At 70.9% G+C, this 19,425-nt stretch carries 21 protein-coding genes; 18 read left to right on the top strand and 3 right to left on the bottom strand.

Annotated elements, in window-relative coordinates:
• The first annotated feature begins 107 nt into the window (after positions 1-107).
• The 3 genes from ftsE (at position 108) to smpB (ending at position 2,670) form a co-directional block, all read left to right on the top strand.
• Complete coding sequence (gene ftsE, locus MICNX66_RS10875) at positions 108-1,214, top strand: cell division ATP-binding protein FtsE (protein WP_187661892.1); 1,107 nt, start codon at positions 108-110, stop codon at positions 1,212-1,214.
• The gene (gene ftsX / locus MICNX66_RS10870) at positions 1,211-2,125 is read left to right on the top strand and encodes a permease-like cell division protein FtsX (protein ID WP_187661891.1); all 915 of its coding nucleotides are present in this window, start codon (positions 1,211-1,213) and stop codon (positions 2,123-2,125) included. The genes ftsE and ftsX overlap by 4 nt, the downstream gene beginning before the upstream one ends.
• Before the next feature lie 68 nt (positions 2,126-2,193).
• Positions 2,194-2,670 (top strand): SsrA-binding protein SmpB, encoded by a 477-nt coding sequence (gene smpB, locus MICNX66_RS10865; RefSeq protein ID WP_050722832.1) that lies wholly within the window; start codon positions 2,194-2,196, stop codon positions 2,668-2,670.
• A gap of 11 nt (positions 2,671-2,681) precedes the next feature.
• Here smpB and MICNX66_RS10860 read toward each other — a convergent pair whose 3' ends face one another.
• Positions 2,682-4,544 carry a S9 family peptidase gene (locus MICNX66_RS10860; protein WP_187661890.1) on the bottom strand — a complete coding sequence of 621 codons (1,863 nt, stop codon included), beginning with the start codon at positions 4,542-4,544 and terminating at the stop codon, positions 2,682-2,684.
• A gap of 184 nt (positions 4,545-4,728) precedes the next feature.
• On the opposite strand from MICNX66_RS10860, the gene MICNX66_RS10855 reads away from it, so the two are divergent.
• Positions 4,729-5,676, top strand: a complete 948-nt coding sequence (locus tag MICNX66_RS10855) for a methylenetetrahydrofolate reductase (RefSeq protein WP_187661889.1) — start codon at positions 4,729-4,731, stop codon at positions 5,674-5,676.
• Positions 5,677-5,697: 21 nt separating this feature from the next.
• On the top strand, positions 5,698-8,007 hold the full coding sequence (gene metE, locus MICNX66_RS10850; protein ID WP_187661888.1) for a 5-methyltetrahydropteroyltriglutamate--homocysteine S-methyltransferase: 2,310 nt from the start codon (positions 5,698-5,700) through the stop codon (positions 8,005-8,007).
• A gap of 64 nt (positions 8,008-8,071) precedes the next feature.
• Here the strand turns inward: metE and lexA are convergent, their stop codons facing one another.
• Positions 8,072-8,758: a transcriptional repressor LexA gene (gene lexA / locus MICNX66_RS10845; protein ID WP_187661887.1), complete on the bottom strand. Its 687-nt coding sequence runs from the start codon at positions 8,756-8,758 to the stop codon at positions 8,072-8,074.
• Positions 8,759-9,041: 283 nt separating this feature from the next.
• Here lexA and MICNX66_RS10840 point away from each other — a divergent pair, with 283 nt between their 5' ends.
• The 6 genes from MICNX66_RS10840 (at position 9,042) to MICNX66_RS10815 (ending at position 13,455) form a co-directional block, all read left to right on the top strand.
• Positions 9,042-9,410 (top strand): LysM peptidoglycan-binding domain-containing protein, encoded by a 369-nt coding sequence (locus MICNX66_RS10840; RefSeq protein WP_187661886.1) that lies wholly within the window; start codon positions 9,042-9,044, stop codon positions 9,408-9,410.
• Positions 9,411-9,474: 64 nt separating this feature from the next.
• Positions 9,475-10,569, top strand: coding sequence for a histidinol-phosphate transaminase (locus MICNX66_RS10835; protein WP_187661885.1), 1,095 nt, complete (start codon positions 9,475-9,477; stop codon positions 10,567-10,569).
• Positions 10,566-11,183: an imidazoleglycerol-phosphate dehydratase HisB gene (gene hisB / locus MICNX66_RS10830; protein WP_187661884.1), complete on the top strand. Its 618-nt coding sequence runs from the start codon at positions 10,566-10,568 to the stop codon at positions 11,181-11,183. Before MICNX66_RS10835 ends, hisB begins: the two co-directional genes overlap by 4 nt.
• Entirely contained in the window at positions 11,180-11,815 is a 636-nt protein-coding gene (gene hisH / locus MICNX66_RS10825) for an imidazole glycerol phosphate synthase subunit HisH (RefSeq protein WP_187661883.1), read from the top strand. Before hisB ends, hisH begins: the two co-directional genes overlap by 4 nt.
• A 112-nt stretch (positions 11,816-11,927) precedes the next feature.
• Positions 11,928-12,674 (top strand): bifunctional 1-(5-phosphoribosyl)-5-((5-phosphoribosylamino)methylideneamino)imidazole-4-carboxamide isomerase/phosphoribosylanthranilate isomerase PriA, encoded by a 747-nt coding sequence (priA, locus tag MICNX66_RS10820; RefSeq protein ID WP_025105284.1) that lies wholly within the window; start codon positions 11,928-11,930, stop codon positions 12,672-12,674.
• Entirely contained in the window at positions 12,658-13,455 is a 798-nt protein-coding gene (locus tag MICNX66_RS10815; RefSeq protein WP_187661882.1) for an SseB family protein, read from the top strand. The genes priA and MICNX66_RS10815 overlap by 17 nt, the downstream gene beginning before the upstream one ends.
• A gap of 18 nt (positions 13,456-13,473) precedes the next feature.
• Here MICNX66_RS10815 and MICNX66_RS10810 read toward each other — a convergent pair whose 3' ends face one another.
• Complete coding sequence (locus MICNX66_RS10810) at positions 13,474-13,872, bottom strand: DUF1844 domain-containing protein (protein WP_060922526.1); 399 nt, start codon at positions 13,870-13,872, stop codon at positions 13,474-13,476.
• Between the two features lie 233 nt (positions 13,873-14,105).
• Here MICNX66_RS10810 and infC point away from each other — a divergent pair, with 233 nt between their 5' ends.
• From infC to MICNX66_RS10775, 7 genes are all read left to right on the top strand, one after another.
• Entirely contained in the window at positions 14,106-14,744 is a 639-nt protein-coding gene (gene infC, locus MICNX66_RS10805) for a translation initiation factor IF-3 (RefSeq protein ID WP_370428515.1), read from the top strand.
• A gap of 72 nt (positions 14,745-14,816) precedes the next feature.
• The gene (gene rpmI, locus MICNX66_RS10800) at positions 14,817-15,011 is read left to right on the top strand and encodes a 50S ribosomal protein L35 (protein ID WP_025105280.1); all 195 of its coding nucleotides are present in this window, start codon (positions 14,817-14,819) and stop codon (positions 15,009-15,011) included.
• A gap of 31 nt (positions 15,012-15,042) precedes the next feature.
• Positions 15,043-15,429, top strand: coding sequence for a 50S ribosomal protein L20 (rplT, locus tag MICNX66_RS10795; RefSeq protein ID WP_187661881.1), 387 nt, complete (start codon positions 15,043-15,045; stop codon positions 15,427-15,429).
• 88 nt (positions 15,430-15,517) lie between these two features.
• Positions 15,518-16,330 carry a TrmH family RNA methyltransferase gene (locus MICNX66_RS10790; protein ID WP_187661880.1) on the top strand — a complete coding sequence of 271 codons (813 nt, stop codon included), beginning with the start codon at positions 15,518-15,520 and terminating at the stop codon, positions 16,328-16,330.
• A gap of 23 nt (positions 16,331-16,353) precedes the next feature.
• Positions 16,354-17,025, top strand: a complete 672-nt coding sequence (locus MICNX66_RS10785) for a response regulator transcription factor (RefSeq protein ID WP_187661879.1) — start codon at positions 16,354-16,356, stop codon at positions 17,023-17,025.
• A gap of 3 nt (positions 17,026-17,028) precedes the next feature.
• Positions 17,029-18,402 carry a sensor histidine kinase gene (locus tag MICNX66_RS10780; protein ID WP_187661878.1) on the top strand — a complete coding sequence of 458 codons (1,374 nt, stop codon included), beginning with the start codon at positions 17,029-17,031 and terminating at the stop codon, positions 18,400-18,402.
• The gene (locus tag MICNX66_RS10775) at positions 18,399-19,361 is read left to right on the top strand and encodes a TAXI family TRAP transporter solute-binding subunit (protein ID WP_232089049.1); all 963 of its coding nucleotides are present in this window, start codon (positions 18,399-18,401) and stop codon (positions 19,359-19,361) included. The genes MICNX66_RS10780 and MICNX66_RS10775 overlap by 4 nt, the downstream gene beginning before the upstream one ends.
• Positions 19,362-19,425: the final 64 nt, after the last annotated feature.

Genomic DNA, 19,425 nt, shown 5'->3' with positions numbered 1-19,425 from the left:
GCGGACCTCGGTGGGCCGACGGGGGAGGAGGAAGAGCGGCACGGCGTGCCGCGCGGCGGGGTGTCGTGCCGGGGCGACGCCCGTGCCGCGCTTAGGCTCGAATCGCCATGATTCGGTTCGAGAACGTCACGAAACGCTACCGCGGGACGTCGAAGCCCGCCCTGTCCGGTGTCGACTTCGAGGTGCAGCGCGGGGAGTTCGTCTTCCTGGTCGGCGCCTCCGGGTCCGGCAAGTCCTCCTGTCTGCGCCTCATCCTCCGCGAGGACGTGCCGACGACGGGCCGTGTCGCCGTCCTCGGCCGCGACCTGCGGGCTCTGGCGAACCGGAAGGTGCCCTACTTCCGTCGGCACATCGGCTCGGTGTTCCAGGACTTCCGCCTGCTCCCGTCCAAGACCGTCCATCAGAACGTCGCCTTCACGCTGCAGGTCACCGGCTCGTCCCGGGGCTTCATCCAGCAGGCGGTTCCCGAGGCGCTCGCCCTCGTCGGGCTCGACGGCAAGGAGAAGCGCATGCCGCACGAGCTCTCCGGCGGCGAGCAGCAGCGCGTCGCGATCGCCAGGGCGCTCGTCAACCGTCCTCAGGTGCTGCTCGCCGACGAGCCCACCGGAAACCTCGACCCGGCGACCTCCGTCGACATCATGCAGCTGCTCGCCCGGATCAACGCGGGTGGCACCACGGTGCTCATGGCCACCCACGAGGCCGGGTTCGTCGACCAGATGCGCCGCCGCGTGATCGAGCTCCGCGACGGCGAGATGGTTCGCGACGAGGTGCACGGCGGATACGGCGACACCTCGAACATCCCGCGCCTGGTGCCGGAGGAGGTCCGCGGTGCCGCGGCCGCCGCAGCCCTCACGGCCGTGCAGGAGGTGCAGCGCCAGACCGCCGACCTCTCCGTGGTCCGCGCTGCCCTGGCGGAGGAGCTGGACGCCCAGCGCCGTGCCGCCGCCGCGTCCCCCGCGGTCACCAGGCCCGCCGCCGAACCCGCTCCGCAGGTGGTCGAGCCGCCGGAGCCCTCGCGGGAGCCCGGCGTGGTCGAACCGCCGGACGTCGTGCAGCCACCGGCCGCGCCGCAGGCCGCTGCCGAGCGTCCCGCGCCCGCCGGTCCGCGCACGCATCCGATCGTGATCCCGGAGGTGGACGTCGCCGAGCTCGGCGTCGCCGACCGCCTCGGGCTGTCCGACCAGGACGACGAGGAAGTGGGCCCGACCTCATGAGAATCGGCCTGATCCTGACCGAGGCCCTCGTCGGCCTGCGGCGCAACATCTCGATGGTCATCTCCGTCGTGCTCGTCACCTTCGTGTCGCTGACGTTCGTCGGCGCCGCGATCCTCATGCAGTCCCAGATCGGCGTCATGCGCGGCTACTGGGCCGAGCGCGCCCAGGTGGCCGTCTACATGTGCTCCGCGGTGTCGGAGTCGGACACCTGCGTCGACGGCGCGGCGAGCGAGGAGCAGGTCGCCGCCGTGCGCGCCCAGCTCGAGGGCGACGCGTTGTCGCCGCTCATCAGCTCCATGACCTTCGACACGAAGGAGGAGACCTACGCCAAGCTCGTCGAGCAGGTCGGGGAGGAGCAGGCCAGCGTGCTCTCGCCCGATCAGGCGTTCGAAGTCTTCTTCGTCACGATGAAGGACCCGGGCCAGTCGCAGGTCCTCGCCGAGGCCTTCAACGGCCAAGCCGGAGTGGAACAGGTCCAGGACCAGCTCCAATACCTCGAACCGCTGTTCTCCGCACTCACCGTGGCGACCTACATCGCCGTCGGTATCGCGGTCCTCATGCTCATCGCCGCGACGCTTCTGATCGCCACCACCATCCGCTTGTCCGCCTATGCGCGGCGGAAGGAGATCGGGATCATGCGCCTGGTCGGCGCCTCGAACCGCTTCATCCAGACGCCGTTCGTGCTGGAGGGCGTCTTCGCCGCGTTGCTGGGCTCGGCTCTCGCGAGCGCGGCGGTCGTCGCCGGCATGCACTTCGGCGTGAACGGCTATCTCCGCGGACGGGTGCCGTTCATCACGACGTGGGTGACCATGCAGGACGCGATCCTCGTGGTCCCGGTCCTCGTCGGGATCGGCGTCGTGCTCGCGGCGCTCTCGGCCGGCTTCGCGATCCGGCGTTGGCTGCGCACCTGATACCCTGAAAGGCTGCTCGACCGATCCGCTGTCGAGCCGTCCACAGCACCACAGCACAGGAGATCATCATGCCCAGGGAACGCGGGGAGAAGGTCATCGCGACCAATCGTCGCGCGCGTCACGACTACAACATCGAGAAGTCGTACGAGGCGGGGATGGTGCTCACCGGCACCGAGGTGAAGTCGCTCCGTCAGGGGCGCGCGAACCTCAGCGACGGGTACGCGTTCGTGAAGGGCAACGAGGTCTTCCTCGATGCCGTGCACATCCCGGAGTACTCGCAGGGGCACTGGACGAACCACTCGGCCAAGCGCATCCGCAAGCTGCTCCTGCACCGGGAGGAGATCGCGAAGCTCGCCCACGCCGTCTCCGCGGGCGGGTACACGCTCATCCCGCTCAAGCTGTACTTCTCGGACGGTCGCGCCAAGGTCGAGATCGCCCTCGCGAAGGGCAAGCGCGAGTACGACAAGCGCCAGACCCTCCGTGAGCGTCAGGACACCCGCGAGGCCGAGCGCGCGATGCGCCTGCGCAACAGGGTCGGCGAGTAGCCCGAGCCGGCTCAGAGGCTCGGCGTGAAGCCGAACACCCGACCGAGGAACGCGAGCTCCCGCTCCAGCGCGTCGACGATGGTCTCCGCGCTGCGGAACCCGTGGCCCTCGCCCGGGTACAGCACGTAGTCGTGGTCGATGCCGTTCGCCGCCAGAGCGTCGCGGATGGCCTCGGACTGGGACGGCGGCACGACGCGGTCCTCCCCGCCCTGCAGCAGCAGCACCGGAACGTCGATGCGGTCGGCGTGCGTTAGGGGCGAGCGCTCGATGTAGACGTCCTCGGCCGCGGGGAGCGGACCCACGAGGCCGTCGAGGTACGACGCCTCGAAGTCGTGGGTCTCGGCGACGAGCAGCCGGAGATCCGCGACACCGTAGCGGCTGATGCCGGCCGCGAACGTGCCGCCCCGGACGAGTGCGGAGAGCACCGTCCAGCCGCCGGCCGAGCCTCCGCGGATGGCGATGCGGGTGGGGTCTGCCAGCCCGGCGTCCGCGAGGCCGCGGGCCGCCGCGATCACGTCGTCCACGTCGACGATGCCCCACTGTCCCTGCAGACGGTCGCGGTAGGCGCGTCCATATCCCGTCGATCCGCCGTAGTTGACGTCGAGGACCCCGATGCCCCGGCTCGTGAAGAACGCGATGGAGGCGGAGGCCGCACCGGTGACATGGGCGGTCGGACCGCCGTGCACGAGCACGATGTAGGGCGGCAGCTCCCCGTCGGCGCCGCGGGGGTCTCCGGGCGCGGCGGGCGGATACGCGAACGCGTGCACGGGGCCGTGTGCCCCTTCCACGACGATCTGCTGCGCCCCCGGCATCCAGTCCTCGTCGACCGGAGCGCCACCGGTGATGGTCTCGACGGTCCCCCTGTCGACATCGACGCACCAGATGCCTGAGGTCACGCGCGAGCCGTCTCCGCTGAGCAGCACGCGGGAGCCGGCGACGTCGTCCACGCTGAGGTGCCCGTCGCCCGGCACCGTGATCGCCCGGGTCTCGCCGTCCGCGGACACGAGCTGCACCTCGTCGCGTCCATTCGTGCGCACCGCCACGAGGCGCCCGTCGGCCAGGACCTGGAACCAGCGGTTGCCGAGCACCCAGAGGCCGTATCCGGTATCCGCGTCCGACGAGGTCAGCGCGCGCGAGGCGCCGAGCCGGAGGCCGTCCAGTGCGAGGTGCTGGAGCTGCCAGCGCCCTGAAGCGTCGTCGGCGAACACGAGCGCGTCGTCGCCGCGCCACTCCGGCTGCAGGGCCGCGGAGGTGGGGACGCGGGTGACGGTCCCGCCGTCCACCGCCCCGATGGCGAGGGCGGCACTCTCCCACGGCATGCTGTCCGCCTGCCACTCGACCCAGGCCACCCGGCTGCCGTCCGGCGAGAGAGCGGGGTGGGCGAAGAATCCGGTGCCCTCCGCGATCACGCGCACCGCAGCCGCTTCGTCGGCGGCCGAGCCGTCCACGGGGATCTCCACGATCGCGCGGCGGTGCGGGGCGGCCGAGAGGTCTTCGCGGACCGCAAGCAGGCGGCCGCTCTGCACGCGCAGCCCGCCGTAGGACGGGCCGGCGGCGGTGAGGGGGCGCGGCTCCGCGCCGCGGTCCATGCGGTGCACACGCTGGTCGGCGCCGGAGACGAAGTACAGGGTGTCGCCGTCGACGGTCCAGGCACCGCCCCCGTACTCGTGCACGCGGGAGCGGGCGCTCCAGGGTGCCGGGAGGATCTCCGCCCCCGTCGAGCTGCGCACCGTGACGCGTCCGCCCTCGGCGGGCACGGACTCGGCCCACCACACCTCATCGCCGACGAAGCGTGCTCCATCGATGCGGGGAGCCGCTCCGGCGACGGCGGCGGCGGTGAAGGGGGAGGGCCAGGAGCCGAACGGTGAGGACATGCGTCGAGCCTACGGGCGGTGACACACGACGTCACACTCGTGCGGCGGGCCGAGGGCGTGTTCTAGGTTTCTGGAAACGCCCGGTTGATCCCGGACGTGGAGCGACAGCCGAGCCCGGCACCCGCCCGCGAACGACGTGCTCTTCGTCGTGCGCGGACCCCGGCCCCTGTCCCCTGGAGAGAAGATGTCTTCCCCGTTCGATGCCTCCCACGCCTCCCGCGTGCCGTTCTCCTTCGAGCTGTATCCGCCCCGCTCGGAGTCGAGCCAGGAGGCGCTGCACGAGACCGTCCGTCACCTCGCCGCGGCCGGGCCCGCGTTCCTCTCGGTGACCTATGGCGCCGGCGGCTCGACCGGGGGACGCTCGCTCGACGTGCTGCGGTTCATCCGCGAGCACACCGACGTCGAGCCCCTCGCCCATCTCACGTGCGTCGGCAACACCTATGCCGGGGCCACGGCGCTCATCCGGGAGTTCCTCGACGCCGGGATCCTCCGCTTCCTCGCCCTCCGCGGCGATCCGCCCGCGGGCCGGACGGAGCCCTTCCTCGGAGACCTGGAGAGCGCGGCTCAGCTCGTGCAGCTCATCGATCGCGTCCAGGCCGAACGTGCTCCGTACCAGGAGTCCCCGGTCCCCGGCCTTCCCGGAGCCGCGCTGGTGGCCCCCCGGCAGAAGGTCGACATCGCGGTCGCGGCCTTCCCGAAGGGGCACCCGCGGGCCACGCACCGCACCCAGGACGTGGAGGCTCTGCTCGCCAAGCAGGCGGCGGGGGCGACCTTCGCCATCACCCAGCTCTTCTTCCACCCGGACGACTACCTCGCCTTCGTGGAGCGAGCTCGAGCGGGCGGCGTCACCATCCCGATCCTTCCCGGCATCATGCCGATCACCTCACCTGCCCGGCTGGCCCGGGTGCTGGAGCTCACGGGGGAGGACCTGCCGAGTGAACTCTCGGTCGCCCTCGACGTCGAGCCCACCGCCGAGGGGCGCCGGGAGATCGGGATCTCGTGGGCCGCGCGCCTCGCCGCCGACGTCGTCGCCGGCGGCGCCCCCGGCGTCCACCTGTACGCCTTCAACCAGCACGAGACCGTCCTGACCGTCCTCGCCGAAGCCGGCATCGTCCCGGCGCTCCGGCACTAGTCCCCGCCGAAAGGAAACACCATGACCGCATTCCCCGAGGGCACCATCCTCGGCTATCCCCGCATCGGCCGCCGCCGCGAGCTCAAGAAGGCCGTCGAGGCGTTCTGGGCGGGCCGCATCGACGAGCAGGAGCTGGAGCGGACGGCAGCGGACCTGCGCGCGGCGACCCGTGAACGCCTGGCCGCCCTCGGCCTCGGTCGCACGGACTCGTCGATCCCGGAGTCCTTCTCGTTCTACGACCAGGTGCTCGATGCCGCCGCCACGGTCGGCGCCATCCCCGCGCGCTTCGACGACCTGCGGGAGGCGGACGGGACGATCGGACTCTCCGCACTGTTCACCGTCGCCCGCGGCGAGGGGGAGCGCGCGCCGCTGGAGATGACGAAGTGGTTCGATTCGAACTACCACTACCTCGTGCCGGAGATCGGCCCGGAGACGGCGTTCTCCCTCGCCAGCGACCGGCTGGTGCGCGAGGTCGCCGAGGCCGCGGCCGCCGGATTCGTCACGCGTCCCGTGGTCGTCGGACCGGTCACGCTGCTGGCGCTCGCGAAGGCGTCGGACGACGCGCCGGAGGGCTTCGAGCCGCTCTCGCGTCTGGAGGACGTGCTGCCGGTCTACGTCGATCTGCTCGTCCGCCTGCGCGCCGCGGGTGCCGAGTGGGTGCAGCTCGACGAGCCCGCGCTCGTCAGCGAGTCGCTGCCGGCCACGACCGCCCAGCTCGCCTCGGCGGCGGAGCGCGCGCTCGCGGTGCTGGGCAGCGCCGAGGAACGTCCCTCGATCCTCGTCGCGGCCCTGTATGCGAGCCTCGGCGAGACGTTCGGGACCGTGGCCGCGGCCCCCATCGAGGCGATCGCCGTCGACCTCGTGCGCGGTGCCATCCCGGAGGCGGTGCCTGGCCTCGAGGGCAAGACCCTCGTCGGCGGTGTGATCGACGGTCACAACATCTGGCGTGGCGACCTCTCCGCGGCGTTCGACTCCCTGGCGGCGCTCCGCGCGCTCGGTGCTCCGGTGTCCGCGGCCACCTCGACCTCGCTGCTGCACGTGCCGCACGACGTGCAGGACGAGACCGCGCTCGACGAGCGCCTGGTGTCCTGGCTCGCGTTCGCGGACCAGAAGGTGCAGCAGGTCGTGACCCTCGCCCGCGGTCTGTCCGAAGGGCGCACGGCGATCGCGACCGAGCTGGACGCCGCGACCGCTGCGCTGCAGGATCGCCTGAGCGCTCCCGGCGTGCGCGACGGTGCGGTGCGTTCCCGTGCGCTGACCGACGCCGACTTCGCCCGTGCTCCGTACGCGGAGCGGGAAGAGGCGCAGAATGTCCTCGGCCTGCCGGTGCTGCCCCTGACGACGATCGGTTCCTTCCCGCAGACCGGCGACATCCGCCGCGCACGCGCGCAGTTCCTCCGCGGCGAGATCCCCGAGGACGACTACGAGGAGTTCCTCCGCCGTGAGGTCGCCGCGGTCGTCTCGCTGCAGGAGGACCTCGGCCTCGACGTCCTCGTGCACGGCGAACCCGAGCGGAACGACATGGTGCAGTACTTCGCCGAGCACCTCGACGGCTTCGCGGTCACGCAGCACGGCTGGGTGCAGTCGTACGGCTCGCGAGCCACGCGTCCGTCGATCCTCTGGGGCGATGTCTCCCGCCCGGCGCCCATCACGGTCGCCTGGTCGGCATACGCCCAGTCGCTCACCGCGAAGCACATGAAGGGCATGCTCACGGGGCCGGTCACCATCCTCGCGTGGTCCTTCGTCCGCGACGACCAGCCTCTGGGGGAGACCGCGAACCAGGTCGCGCTCGCCCTCCGCGACGAAATCGCCGATCTGGAGGCCGCGGGCATCCAGGTGATCCAGGTCGACGAGCCGGCGCTGCGCGAGCTGCTGCCGCTGAAGCAGACCGACCAGCCCGCGTACCTGGACTGGTCCGTCGCCTCGTTCCGTCTGGCGACGGGCGGTGCCGCGGCGGCCACGCAGGTGCACACCCACCTCTGTTACTCGGAGTTCGGCGTCGTGATCGACGCGATCCGTGCGCTCGACGCCGACGTGACGTCGATCGAGGCGGCCCGCAGCCGCATGGAGGTCGTCGCGGACATCGCCGAGGTCGGCTTCGACCACGGCATCGGCCCCGGTGTCTACGACATCCACTCGCCGCGTGTGCCGACGGTCGAGGAGGTCGAGTCCCTGCTGCGTCGCGCGGTCGAGGAGATCCCGCTCCGTCAGCTCTGGGTGAACCCGGACTGCGGCCTGAAGACCCGCGGCTACGCCGAGACCACGGCATCGCTGCGGAACATCGTCGAGGCCACCCGCCGGGTGCGCGAGGACGTGGTGGTCACCGCCTGACACTCCTGCTCAGCGAAACGACGAAGGCCCTCCCGGTGCACCGGGAGGGCCTTCGTCGTGTGTCTCAGACGGCGCGCATGACCGCGACGACCTTGCCGAGCACGACGGCTTCGTCGCCCAGGATCGGCTCGAACGCGGAGTTGCGGGGGAGCAGCCAGGTGTGGCCGTCGCGACGACGAAGCACCTTGACGGTGGCCTCGCCGTCGAGCATGGCGGCGACGATCTCGCCGTTCTCCGCGGTGTTCTGCGACCGGACCACGACCCAGTCCCCGTCGCAGATCGCGGCGTCGATCATCGACTCGCCGGAGACCTTGAGCATGAAGAGGTCGCCCTTGCCGACGAGCTGCCGGGGGAGCGGGAAGATCTCCTCCACCTGCTGATCGGCGGTGATGGGCACGCCGGCGGCGATGCGGCCGACCAGCGGGACCAGGGCGGCGTCGCCGACCGGGGTCGCCACATCCGCGGGGTTCTCCGCACCGGTGCCGGGGAGGTCGATGAGGACCTCCATGGCGCGCGTCTTGCCCGGGTCGCGCCGCAGGTAGCCGCTGAGCTCGAGCTGACCGAGCTGGTGCGTGACGCTGGACAGCGACTTGAGTCCGACGGCATCGCCGATCTCGCGCATGCTCGGCGGGTAGCCGTTCTGTGCGATGGAGGTCTGGATGACCTCGAGGATCGCCATCTGCTTCGGGCTGAGGCTCTTGCGACGGCGGGTGCGCGGCGCCTCGGACTCGAGGGCTGAGGTGTCGCTCATGGTGCTCCTTCACTGCGTGATCCGACGTGCCGCTTCGAATGTCGGTGGCCCGTGGTGGGGTGTCCTTATCGAAACCGTATCCGAGAAAAGCGCGGATCTGGAAGATCTGTTCGAGCGTGTCGGGCGATTCGCGGGCCGCGGTTTCGAAGACAGCTTGACAGATGTTCGAACTCGAAGATATCTTCGGAACGTAGCTTCGCATCCACGGCTCCCGGCCGAGGCGCGGATGCGAAAGCTACGCCAACCTCCCCGGGCTCCGGCGCCGGGACAGTAAGGAGCAGACATGAGCAGCATCAGCCTCAGCACCGCGACCGCCTTCCCGGCATCGGCCCGTCCGGCCACCCGGCTGCGGATCACGGCACGCGGTCGCCGCGCTCTGCTCGCGCTCGCCTCGGTCCCGCTCGCGGCGGGCATCGCCTTCGCCGCCATCAGCGGGGGCAGTGCGATCGCCTCCGGCGCGGACGCACCGGCCGTCTCCGTCGAGACCGTCACGGTCATGCCCGGCGACACCCTCTGGTCGATCGCGAGCAGCATCGCCCCCGAGGCCGACCCCCGCGAGGTCATCGGTGAGATCAGCCGCATGAATCTCCTGCGCGGCGGCGAGCTGCAGGTCGGTCAGGAGCTCGCGCTCCCGGCCCGCTACACCGACTGACGCGGAGCCCGAGTCTTCCGATCCGGTCGTCACGATGACCTCGGCTCTCCGTGCTCCTCTTAAGATGGGAAGGGTGACCTTCTCCCTCAACGATCTCCCGCTCCGCGACGATCTGCGCGGACTCACCCCGTACGGCGCGCCCCAGGCCCCGCTGCCGGTGGCTCTGAACGTGAACGAGAACACGCATCCCGTTCCCGACGAGGTCGCCAGCGACATCCTCGATGACATCGCCGTGGCGATCCGGGACGTGAACCGGTACCCGGATCGTGAGTTCACGACGCTGCGGGAGGCCTTCGCCGACTACCTGGGTCACGGCCTCACGCCGGAGCAGATCTGGGCGGGAAACGGCTCCAACGAGGTGCTGCAGCACATCTTCCAGGCTTTCGGCGGTCCGGGCCGCACGGCATTCGGCTTCGGCCCGACGTACTCGATGTACCCGCTCATCGCGAAGGGCACAGGGGCGTCGTGGATCGCCGGCACCCGGCAGCCGGACTACACCGTCACCGCGGAGGAGGCGGCGGAGCAGGTCCGTGCGGCCGACCCGGACATCGTGATCCTCTGCTCGCCGAACAATCCGACGGGCACGCCGCTGGGGCTCGACGTGGTGGAGGCCGTCTACGACGCCGCCCGTGGCGTGGTGATCGTCGACGAGGCCTATCAGGAGTTCGCGCCGCGCGATGCCCCGTCTGCACTGACTCTGCTGGAGGGCCGGCCGCGGCTGGCGGTCTCCCGCACCATGAGCAAGGCCTTCGCCTTCGCCGGTGCCCGCGTCGGCTACCTCGCCGCCGACCCCGCGTTCATCGACGCGCTGCGTCTGGTGCGCCTGCCCTACCACCTGAGCGCCCTGACGCAGGCGGCGGCCGTCGCCGCGCTCCGCAATGCCGACGTCATGCTCGGGATGGTGCAGGAGATCGTGGAGCAGCGCGACCGGATCACGGCCACGCTGGAGGCCCTCGGCTACACGCCCCACCTCTCGTGGTCCAACTTCGTGCTGTTCGGCGGCGTCGCGGACCCGCAGGCCACCTGGCAGCAGCTCTACGATCGCGGCGTGCTCGTCCGTGACGTCGGCATCCCCGGTCACCTGCGGGTGAGTGCCGGTACGGAGGCGGAGACCACGGCGTTCCTGGACGCCCTGGCCTCGATAGGATCGGCATCATGACCATCCCCGCGCCCACCGCACGCACCGCGAGCCGCGTGCGCCGCACGTCGGAGTCCACCGTCGAGGTCGAGCTCAACCTGGACGGTACCGGCGCGAGCCGCATCGACACCTCGGTGCCGTTCTTCGACCACATGCTCACGGCGTTCGCGAAGCACTCGCTGACGGATCTCACCGTGCGGGCGTCCGGCGACACCCACATCGACGCGCACCACACCGTGGAAGACGTCTCGATCGTGCTCGGTCAGGCGATCCTCGCCGCGCTCGGGGACAAGTCCGGCATCTCCCGCTACGGCGACGCCCTCGTCCCCCTGGACGAGGCGCTCGCGCAGGCGGTCGTCGACATCTCCGGTCGCCCGTACCTCGTGCACGAGGGTGAACCCGCGGGCTTCGAGCACCACCTGATCGGCGGGCACTTCACCGGATCGCTCGTCCGGCACGTCTTCGAAGCCATCACCTTCAACGCCGCCCTCACCGTGCACGTCCGGGTCCTGGGCGGGCGCGACCCGCACCACATCGCCGAGGCCGAGTTCAAGGCGTTCGCGCGGGCGTTCCGTCAGGCGAAGGCGCTGGATCCCCTCGTCGACGGCATCCCGTCCACCAAGGGAGCCTTGTGAGCGCCGCGCCCCGGGTCGCCGTCTTCGACTACGAGTCCGGCAACGTCCACTCCGCGGTCAAGGCGCTCGTCGCCGCGGGAGCCGACGCCGTCCTCACGCGCGACCGCACCGAGGCTCTCGAGGCCGACGGGTTCGTCGTGCCCGGCGTCGGAGCCTTCCAGGCCGTGCGGGACGCACTGCACGCTCACGGCGGCGACGAGATCATCGGCCGTCGTCTCGCGGGCGGTCGACCGGTGCTGGGTATCTGCGTCGGCATGCAGGTGCTCTTCGAGCACGGCGTCGAGCGCGGGCACGACACCGCGGGCCTCGGCGAGTGGCCGGGCGCCGTGACGGAGCTCAACGCCCCTGTCCTGCCGCACATGGGCTGGAACACCGTGGAGCCGGGGGAGGACACCGTCCTGTTCCGCGGGATCGAGCAGGAACGCTTCTACTTCGTGCACTCCTATGCGGCGCAGTCCTGGGAGCTCGATGTGATCCCGCCGTTCCCCCAGCCCGTGCTCACCTGGGCGACCTACGGCGGTCCCTTCCTCGCGGCCGTGGAGAACGGCCCGCTCTCGGCGACGCAGTTCCACCCCGAGAAGTCCGGAGACGCCGGCATCCAGCTGCTCCGGAACTGGGTGCAGAGCCTCTGATCCGGAGCCGCGTCGGCGCCGGGCGTCATGCGGTTTGTCCCGCGCCCCGCGGCGGACTACCCTCGTCTCTCGTGCCCTCTCGGGCCGCAGACCCACCCGAACCAAGGACCCCATGAACGACTTCGCGCAGTCCCCCTCGCTCACGCTCCTCCCCGCGGTCGACGTCGCCGGCGGCAAGGCGGTCCGTCTGACCCAGGGGGAGGCGGGCACGGAGACGAGCTACGGCGACCCGCTCGACGCCGCGGGGGAATGGGTCTCGCAGGGGGCCTCCTGGATCCACCTCGTCGACCTCGACGCGGCGTTCGGACGTGGCAGCAACGCCCCGATCCTGCGCAAGGTCATCAAGCAGTTCAAGAACGTCAACGTCGAGCTCTCCGGCGGCATCCGGGACGACGCGAGCCTGGAGGCGGCTCTGGAGAGCGGCGCCGCCCGCATCAACCTCGGCACCGCCGCCCTGGAGAACCCGGAGTGGGCCGCCGACGTGATCAGCCGCTTCGGCGAGGCGATCGCCGTCGGCCTCGACGTGCGCGGCACGACGCTCGCGGCGCGGGGCTGGACGAAGGAGGGCGGTGACCTCTGGGAGGTGCTCGAGCGCCTCGAGGACGCTGGCTGCAGCCGCTACGTCGTCACCGATGTGACCAAGGACGGCACGCTGCGCGGTCCGAACCTGGAGCTCCTGCGTGAGGTCACCTCGCGCACGCCGAAGCCGGTCGTCGCGTCGGGCGGCATCTCGAACCTCGACGACATCGCCGCCCTGCGCGACCTTGTGCCGCTGGGCGTCGAGGGCGCCATCGTCGGCAAGGCGCTGTACGCGGGCGCCTTCACGCTGGCGGAGGCCCTGGATGTCGCCGGAGACTGACCCCCACGCCTGCGGGCCGGAGCCGCACAACCGGGCGGACTCGGCCGGTGTCCCCTGGGAGGGGCGCAGCTTCGAGTCGAATCCGCACGCCGCGGACGACGGCTCGGCGGACCCTGCTCTTCTCGCCGCCCTGCTCCGCTTCCGCGCGGGGGAGGGGAGTCAGACGGAGGTCGTCGACGCGTTCCGCTCCGCGCGGGTGCTCATCCCGCTGATCGCCGAGAAGGGTGAGGAGGGTGTGGCCCCCAGCGGCCTCGCGGTGGACAAGACGCAGGAGCTGTCGATCGTCACCGTCGCCGCACCGGACGGGCGCCGCGTCCAGCCGGTGTTCTCGTCGGTCGAGACGATGCAGCGCTGGGACCCGTCGGCGCGACCCATCCCTGTCGAGGCCGTCCGCGCCGCGCTGGCCGCATCGTCGGAGGATACCGACCTGATCGTGCTCGACCCGACCTCGGACACGGAGTTCGTGATCCGGCGACCCGCCGTCTGGGCCGTGGCGCAGGGGCACGCGTGGGAACCGAGCTTCCTCTCGCCCGAGGTGGTCACCGCGCTCCGGGAGAGCATCGCCCACGAACTCGCCGTGATCGACGTCGCGGTCGCGCCCGGTGACCCGGATGCGCGGCTGCGCGGGCCAGAGCTCATCGTGGTGCTGGAGCTCGTCGACGGCCTGGAGCGCGAGGTCCTGGATGCGGTGCTCGCGCGCCTCGCCCAGCGGTGGGCGGCGGATGACCGCATCGCCGTCCTCGCCGACTCGCTGACGGTCAAGCTCCGCCGCAGCGTCTGAGGCGGAGCTCCGACCGGATCAGGTGACGGGGCCGGTCCACTTCTCGCCGGGGCCCTTGCCGATCGGGTCCGGGATGGTCGAGGCCTCGCGGAAGGCGAGCTGCAGCGAACGGAGGCCGTCACGCAACGAGCGGGCGTGCATGTCGCTGATCTCGGGGGCGCCGGCGGTGATGAGTCCCGCCAGCGCGTTGATGAGCTTGCGCGCCTCGTCCAGGTCGAGCTGAGCCGCGGCCTCCGGGTCGTCCGCCAGGCCGAGCTTGACGGCGGCAGCACTCATGAGGTGCACGGCGGCGGTGGTGATCACCTCGACGGCCGGAACGTCGGCGATGTCGCGGACGGCCGAGGAGGCCGCTTCTTCCTGCCGAGCCCATCGCTCCTCGCGCTCGCGGGCCGCCTCGTCCGATGCCTGGTTCGTCACTTCGCCTTGCTTTCTGTTAGACTTTGGCGGGCTCCGGAGCGTCATGCTCCGGAACGAAAGAGGATTCACTTCCCACCCGCGCTTGCCGTTCCAGGCTACCGGGTCTTGCGCTCCGCCGGCTCCGCTCGTCACGAGGGGACCGGTAGACAGGGTGCGGAGCCGGCGTCTGAGAGCCGGCGGGTGGGGGACGACTCCGATTTCGCCCGAGATGCAGACAGCATCACGGTGGCCGAATCACATCGTCTAAGGAGCTCCGCATCAGCGATCCCCGTACCAATGAGCGCATCCGCGTCCCCGAGGTCCGCCTCGTCGGCCCCGCGGGTGAGCAGATCGGCGTTGTCCGCATCGAGGCAGCGCTGCGTCTCGCACAGGAAGCCGATCTCGACCTCGTCGAGGTCGCCCCGAACTCGAAGCCGCCCGTCGTCAAGATCATGGACTACGGCAAGTTCAAGTACGAGGCCGCGCAGAAGGAAAAGGAAGCGCGTCGCAACCAGGCGAACACGATCCTCAAGGAAGTCCGCTTCCGTCTGAAGATCGAGGCGCACGACTACACGACGAAGCTCAAGCGCGCCGAGGGCTTCCTCAAGGCCGGTGACAAGGTCAAGGCCATGATCCTCTTCCGCGGTCGCGAGCAGTCGCGTCCCGAGCAGGGTGTGCGTCTGCTGCGCAAGTTCGCCGAGGACGTCGCCGAGTTCGGCACCGTCGAGTCGAACCCGACCATCGACGGCCGCAACATGGTCATGGTCGTCGCGCCGCACAAGAGCAAGTCCGAGGCGAAGCAGGAGCAGAACGCCGTGCGCGCCGCGAACAAGCAGGCCGCGCGCGATGCGAAGAACGACGCGGACGCTTCCGCGGACGCCCCGGCGGAGTAGATCCGCCCCCAGAACTCCCGCACCGCGGGTTGACACCGTCGCCTGAGAAGGCGCCATACGAAGGAAGAGAAGATGCCGAAGCAGAAGACCCACTCGGGTGCTAAGAAGCGCTTCAAGATCACCGGCAGCGGCAAGCTGAAGAAGCAGCAGGCCGGGATGCGCCACAACCTCGAGCACAAGTCGAGCCGTCGCACCCGCCGTCTGAACCAGGACCAGGTGCTCGCGAAGGCGGACTTCAAGGTCGCGAAGAAGCTTCTCGGTCGCTGACGCGCCGAACGCACGATAGGAACACAGGAAAATGGCAAGAGTCAAGCGGGCGGTCAACGCCCACAAGAAGCGTCGGGTCATCCTCGAGCGCGCCTCCGGCTACCGCGGTCAGCGTTCGCGCCTCTACCGGAAGGCCAAGGAGCAGGTCATCCACTCCCTGGTCTACTCGTACCGGGACCGTCGCAAGCGCAAGGGCGACTTCCGTCGTCTCTGGATCCAGCGCATCAACGCCGCTGCCCGCCAGAACGGCATGACGTACAACCGCTTCATCCAGGGCCTCAACCTCGCGGGTGTCACGGTCGACCGTCGCATGCTCGCCGACCTCGCGGTGAACGATGCCGCGACGTTCACGACGCTGGTCGAGACGGCGAAGAAGGCTCTGCCCTCCGACGTCAACGCGCCGAAGTCGGTCGCGTAAGCATCTCGCTTCCGAACGGGCGTCTTCCTCCGGGAAGGCGCCCGTTCCGCGTATCCGGGCGGTGGCGGGCTGACCGTAGACTGAGTCCGTGCTGGAGAACCCCCGTTCCCCCCGAGTCCGTGCCGTCGCCAAGCTGACCAAGCGCAGCGCGCGTACCGAGACCGGGCTGTTCCTGTTGGAAGGTCCGCAGTCCGTCCGTGAGGCGCTGACGTACCGTCCGGAGGCGATCATCGAGCTGTTCGCGACCCCTCACGGGTGGGAGAGGCACGCGGACATCCGTGCCGCGGCGGCGGAGGCGGACGTCGAGGTCGAGTACGTGAGCGAGGACGTGCTCAACGCGATGGCCGACACGGTGACCCCGCAGGGGCTCGTCGCGGTCGTCCGTCAGACGCCGACCTCGGTGCGGGACATCTTCGATGCGGCACCGCGTCTCGTCGCGATCTGCGAGGAGGTGCGCGACCCTGGCAACCTCGGCACGATCATCCGGGCCGCCGACGCCGCCGGCGCCGATGCCGTCGTGCTCACCGGTCGCACGGTCGATCCGTACAACCCCAAGGTGGTGCGGGCGACGACCGGCTCGCTCTTCCACCTTCCGGTCTCGGTGGGCGGTGAGCTCGACGAGGTCGTCCGACGGGCCCACGATGCGGGCCTGCAGATTCTCGCGGCGGACGTGAAGGGGGACGACCTCCTCGCGGCACGCGCCGACGGCGTGCTGGGCGAGCCGACCGCCTGGCTGTTCGGCAACGAGGCGCGCGGGCTCGAGGATGAGGCGCTGACGCAGGCCGACCGTGTCCTCCGGTTGCCGATCTTCGGGCGCGCCGAATCGCTCAACCTGGCCACCGCGGCGAGTGTCTGCCTGTATGAGAGCGCGTTCGCCCAACGCGCGGCCTCCACCGGCTGACCCGGCGAAGAACGGGACGCGGGATGCGGATACTGATCGTCGAGGACGACGAGCGGGTGGCGGGGGCCTTGCAGGCCTTCCTCGCGCGCTCGGGCTATGCCACCGTGCATGCGGCCGACGGGGCCGCGGCGCTGGACCACCTCGATGCCGACACCGAGGTGGTGCTGCTCGACCTCGGGCTGCCGGATGTCGACGGCATCGACCTCTGCCGCCGCATCCGCGGGCGCTCCGACGTGCCGATCGTCATCGTCACCGCGCGTAACCAGGTCGCCGAGCGCATCAAGGGGCTGCGCGCCGGTGCCGACGACTTCGTGGTGAAGCCCTACGACGTGCACGAGCTCCTGGCGCGGATCGAGGCGGTCACCCGACGATCGCGGCCGCTGCGGACGGAGCCGGACACCCGCGTGCTGCTGCAAGGCGGCGCGGTGCAGATCGACCTCGTCGCGCGGGAGGTGCAGGTCGGCGGGGTGCCGCTGGCGCTCACCCGCAAGGAGTTCGACATCGTGGGCGTGCTCGCGCGGTATCCGGGTGTCGCGGTGCCGAAGGAGCGCCTCATCCGCGAGGTCTGGAACACCGATTGGCGTGGCTTCGGCCACTCCCTCGAGGTGCACGTGGCGGCCATCCGGAAGAAGAGCGGCGATCGCGCGTTCATCGAGACCGTGCGCGGCGTCGGCTACCGGCTCGCGGGGTCCTGACGCGTGCGCCGCCGCCTGACCGTCGTCTTCCTCGTGCCGTTGATCATCGTGCTCGTCGCACTCGGCGGCGTGACCGGGTGGAGCGCGGCACGCAGCGTCCAGCAGTCGTTCTATGCCGAGCAGCTCGGCGACCTCGGGTACTTCGCGACGAGCGCCCGACAGGCGCTGCGCTCCGGGAGTCCGGCGGTGATGGACGCCGAGGTCCGTCGCTTCCAGGAGGTCTACGGAATCGAGGTGACCGTGTTCGATCTCACCGGCAGCCCCTGGGCGGCCGGTGACCACGGAGACGCGGTGCTGTCGGAGGAGGATGCGCAGCGGGTGCGGCTGGCGCTCTCCGGTCGCCGCGCCGAGCAACCGACGTCCTCCCCGTGGGTCGTGTCCGATGCGGCGCTGGTGGAACCCGTGTTCGACGACGGCGATGTGATCGGTGCGGTGCTCGTCAGGGGCGGCACGGACACCCCGCAGACCGTCATCCTGCGGCAGACGCTCGTGCTCGCACTCATCGTCGTGCTGCTCAGCGCGCTCGGCATCCTCTTGGTCGCGGGGCTCGCGCGCTGGGTGCTCTCGCCGGTGCGCCGTCTCGACGAGGCGATGGCGGCGATCGAGCGGGGGGAGATGGACGCCCGGGTGGCCGAAGGCACCGGCCCGCCCGAGCTGCGGCGCATGACGCGGGTCTTCAACGGCATGGCCGATGAGATCGAGCGCGTCATGACGAGACAGCAGGAGTTCGCGCTGAACGCCTCGCACGAGCTGCGGAATCCGCTCAACGCGCTGTTGCTGCGCGTCGAGCACCTCGCGACGGGGCTGGGACGCGAGTGGGACCACGACGTGGAGGAGACCAGGGAAGAGGGCCGGCGGATGACCCGCATCCTGGAGACCCTCCTCGGACTCGCCCGCGGCGGTCGCACCGACTCCACGATGTCGGCGGTCGATCTCGCCGCCGTCGCCGGCCGCCGGGTCGAGGCCTGGCAGGAGGTGGCGGCGCAGCGGGCCATCGTGGTGCGCCGGACGGGGGAGTCGTCGGTCATGACGATCACCGACCGCACCATCGTGGAGAGCGCGCTCGACGCCGCGATCGACAACGCGGTGAAGTACTCGCCGGAGGGCTCGTCCATCGAGGTCGGTGCGCAGCGCGCGGGCGACGAATGCCAGCTCACCGTGCGCGACCACGGTCCCGGGCTGTCACCGGAGGATGCGTCGTCGGCGGCGGACCGCTTCTGGCGGAGCGCGGACAGCGGCGACATGCCGGGAACCGGTCTGGGGCTGGCGATCGCGACCGACCTCCTGGCGACGGTCGGGGGCGAGCTGCGGGTGCGCGGCGCCGACGGCGGCGGGCTCCTCGTAGCCCTCGTCCTTCCCGCGGAGGCGGCAGCGTGAGCGGGCGGGGGCGGCGTGTCGTCGCCGGGATGCTCGCGCTCGTGGCGGCGGTCGGGTTGAGCGCGTGCAGTCCGCGTTCCGAGGACTGGACGCAGACCGTCGCCGTGCTCGCCGCGGGCAGCCCCACCGGTGTATACCACGACTACGGCAGCCACCTCGCGACAGAGCTGTCGCGTGAGCTCGACGTCGACCTCACGGCGGAGGTGACGGCGGGATCGGTGGACAACCTGTTGCGCGTGAGCGCGGGGGAGGCCCTCCTCGGCTTCGCGCAGGGCGATGCGGCCGCCGATGCCGTGGCGGGGACGGGCGCCTTCGCCGAGCCGCTGGATGTGCAGGCGGTCGCCCGCCTCTACGACGAGTACCTGCAGATCGTCGTGCGGGACGACTCGGCCGTCGACGACCTCGCGGACCTCGCCGGGGGGACGATATCCCTCGGGGCCGAGAACTCGGGGGTGAACGTGATCGCGACCCGGGTGCTGCACGCCGCCGGCGTGGCCGCGGATACGATCGACGACCCGCAGCTCGACCTCGGCGGGTCGATCGCCGCGATGGAGCGGGGCGAGATCGACGGCTTCTTCTGGGTGGGCGGGCTGCCGACACCTGGCATCGCGGACCTCGCGGAGACCGTCGACGTGCGCCTGCTCCCGGTCGAGCAGGACTGGGTGAACGCGGTCAACGAGCGGTACTCCCACGCGTATCGGCCCGCCGACGTGCCTGCAGGCACCTACGGCCTCGATGCCTCGGTGACGACGTTGGCGGTGCCGAACTACCTCGTCACCGCCGGCAGCACCCCGCCCGGCGTGGTGCACGATCTCGTCGCGGGCCTGTTCGCGGCGCGTACCTCGCTGGCGGCCGACGTACCGGCGGCGGCGCTGCTGGACCGCCGGTCGGCGATCTTCACCGGGCCGGTGCCCCTGCATCCCGGCGCGGAGCAGTACTACCGCGATCTGCGCCGGTGACCGGCGCCCCCTCAAGAAATCCTCAAGATCCCTGACAGCCGTACGCCGGCTCTGCCAGGGTGAG

Source organism: Microbacterium sp. Nx66, assembly GCF_904066215.1.
Classification (GTDB): Bacteria; Actinomycetota; Actinomycetes; order Actinomycetales; family Microbacteriaceae; genus Microbacterium; species Microbacterium meiriae.
The sequence above is the reverse complement of the archived record's forward strand: the minus strand, read 5'-3'. Positions and strand labels throughout refer to the sequence as shown.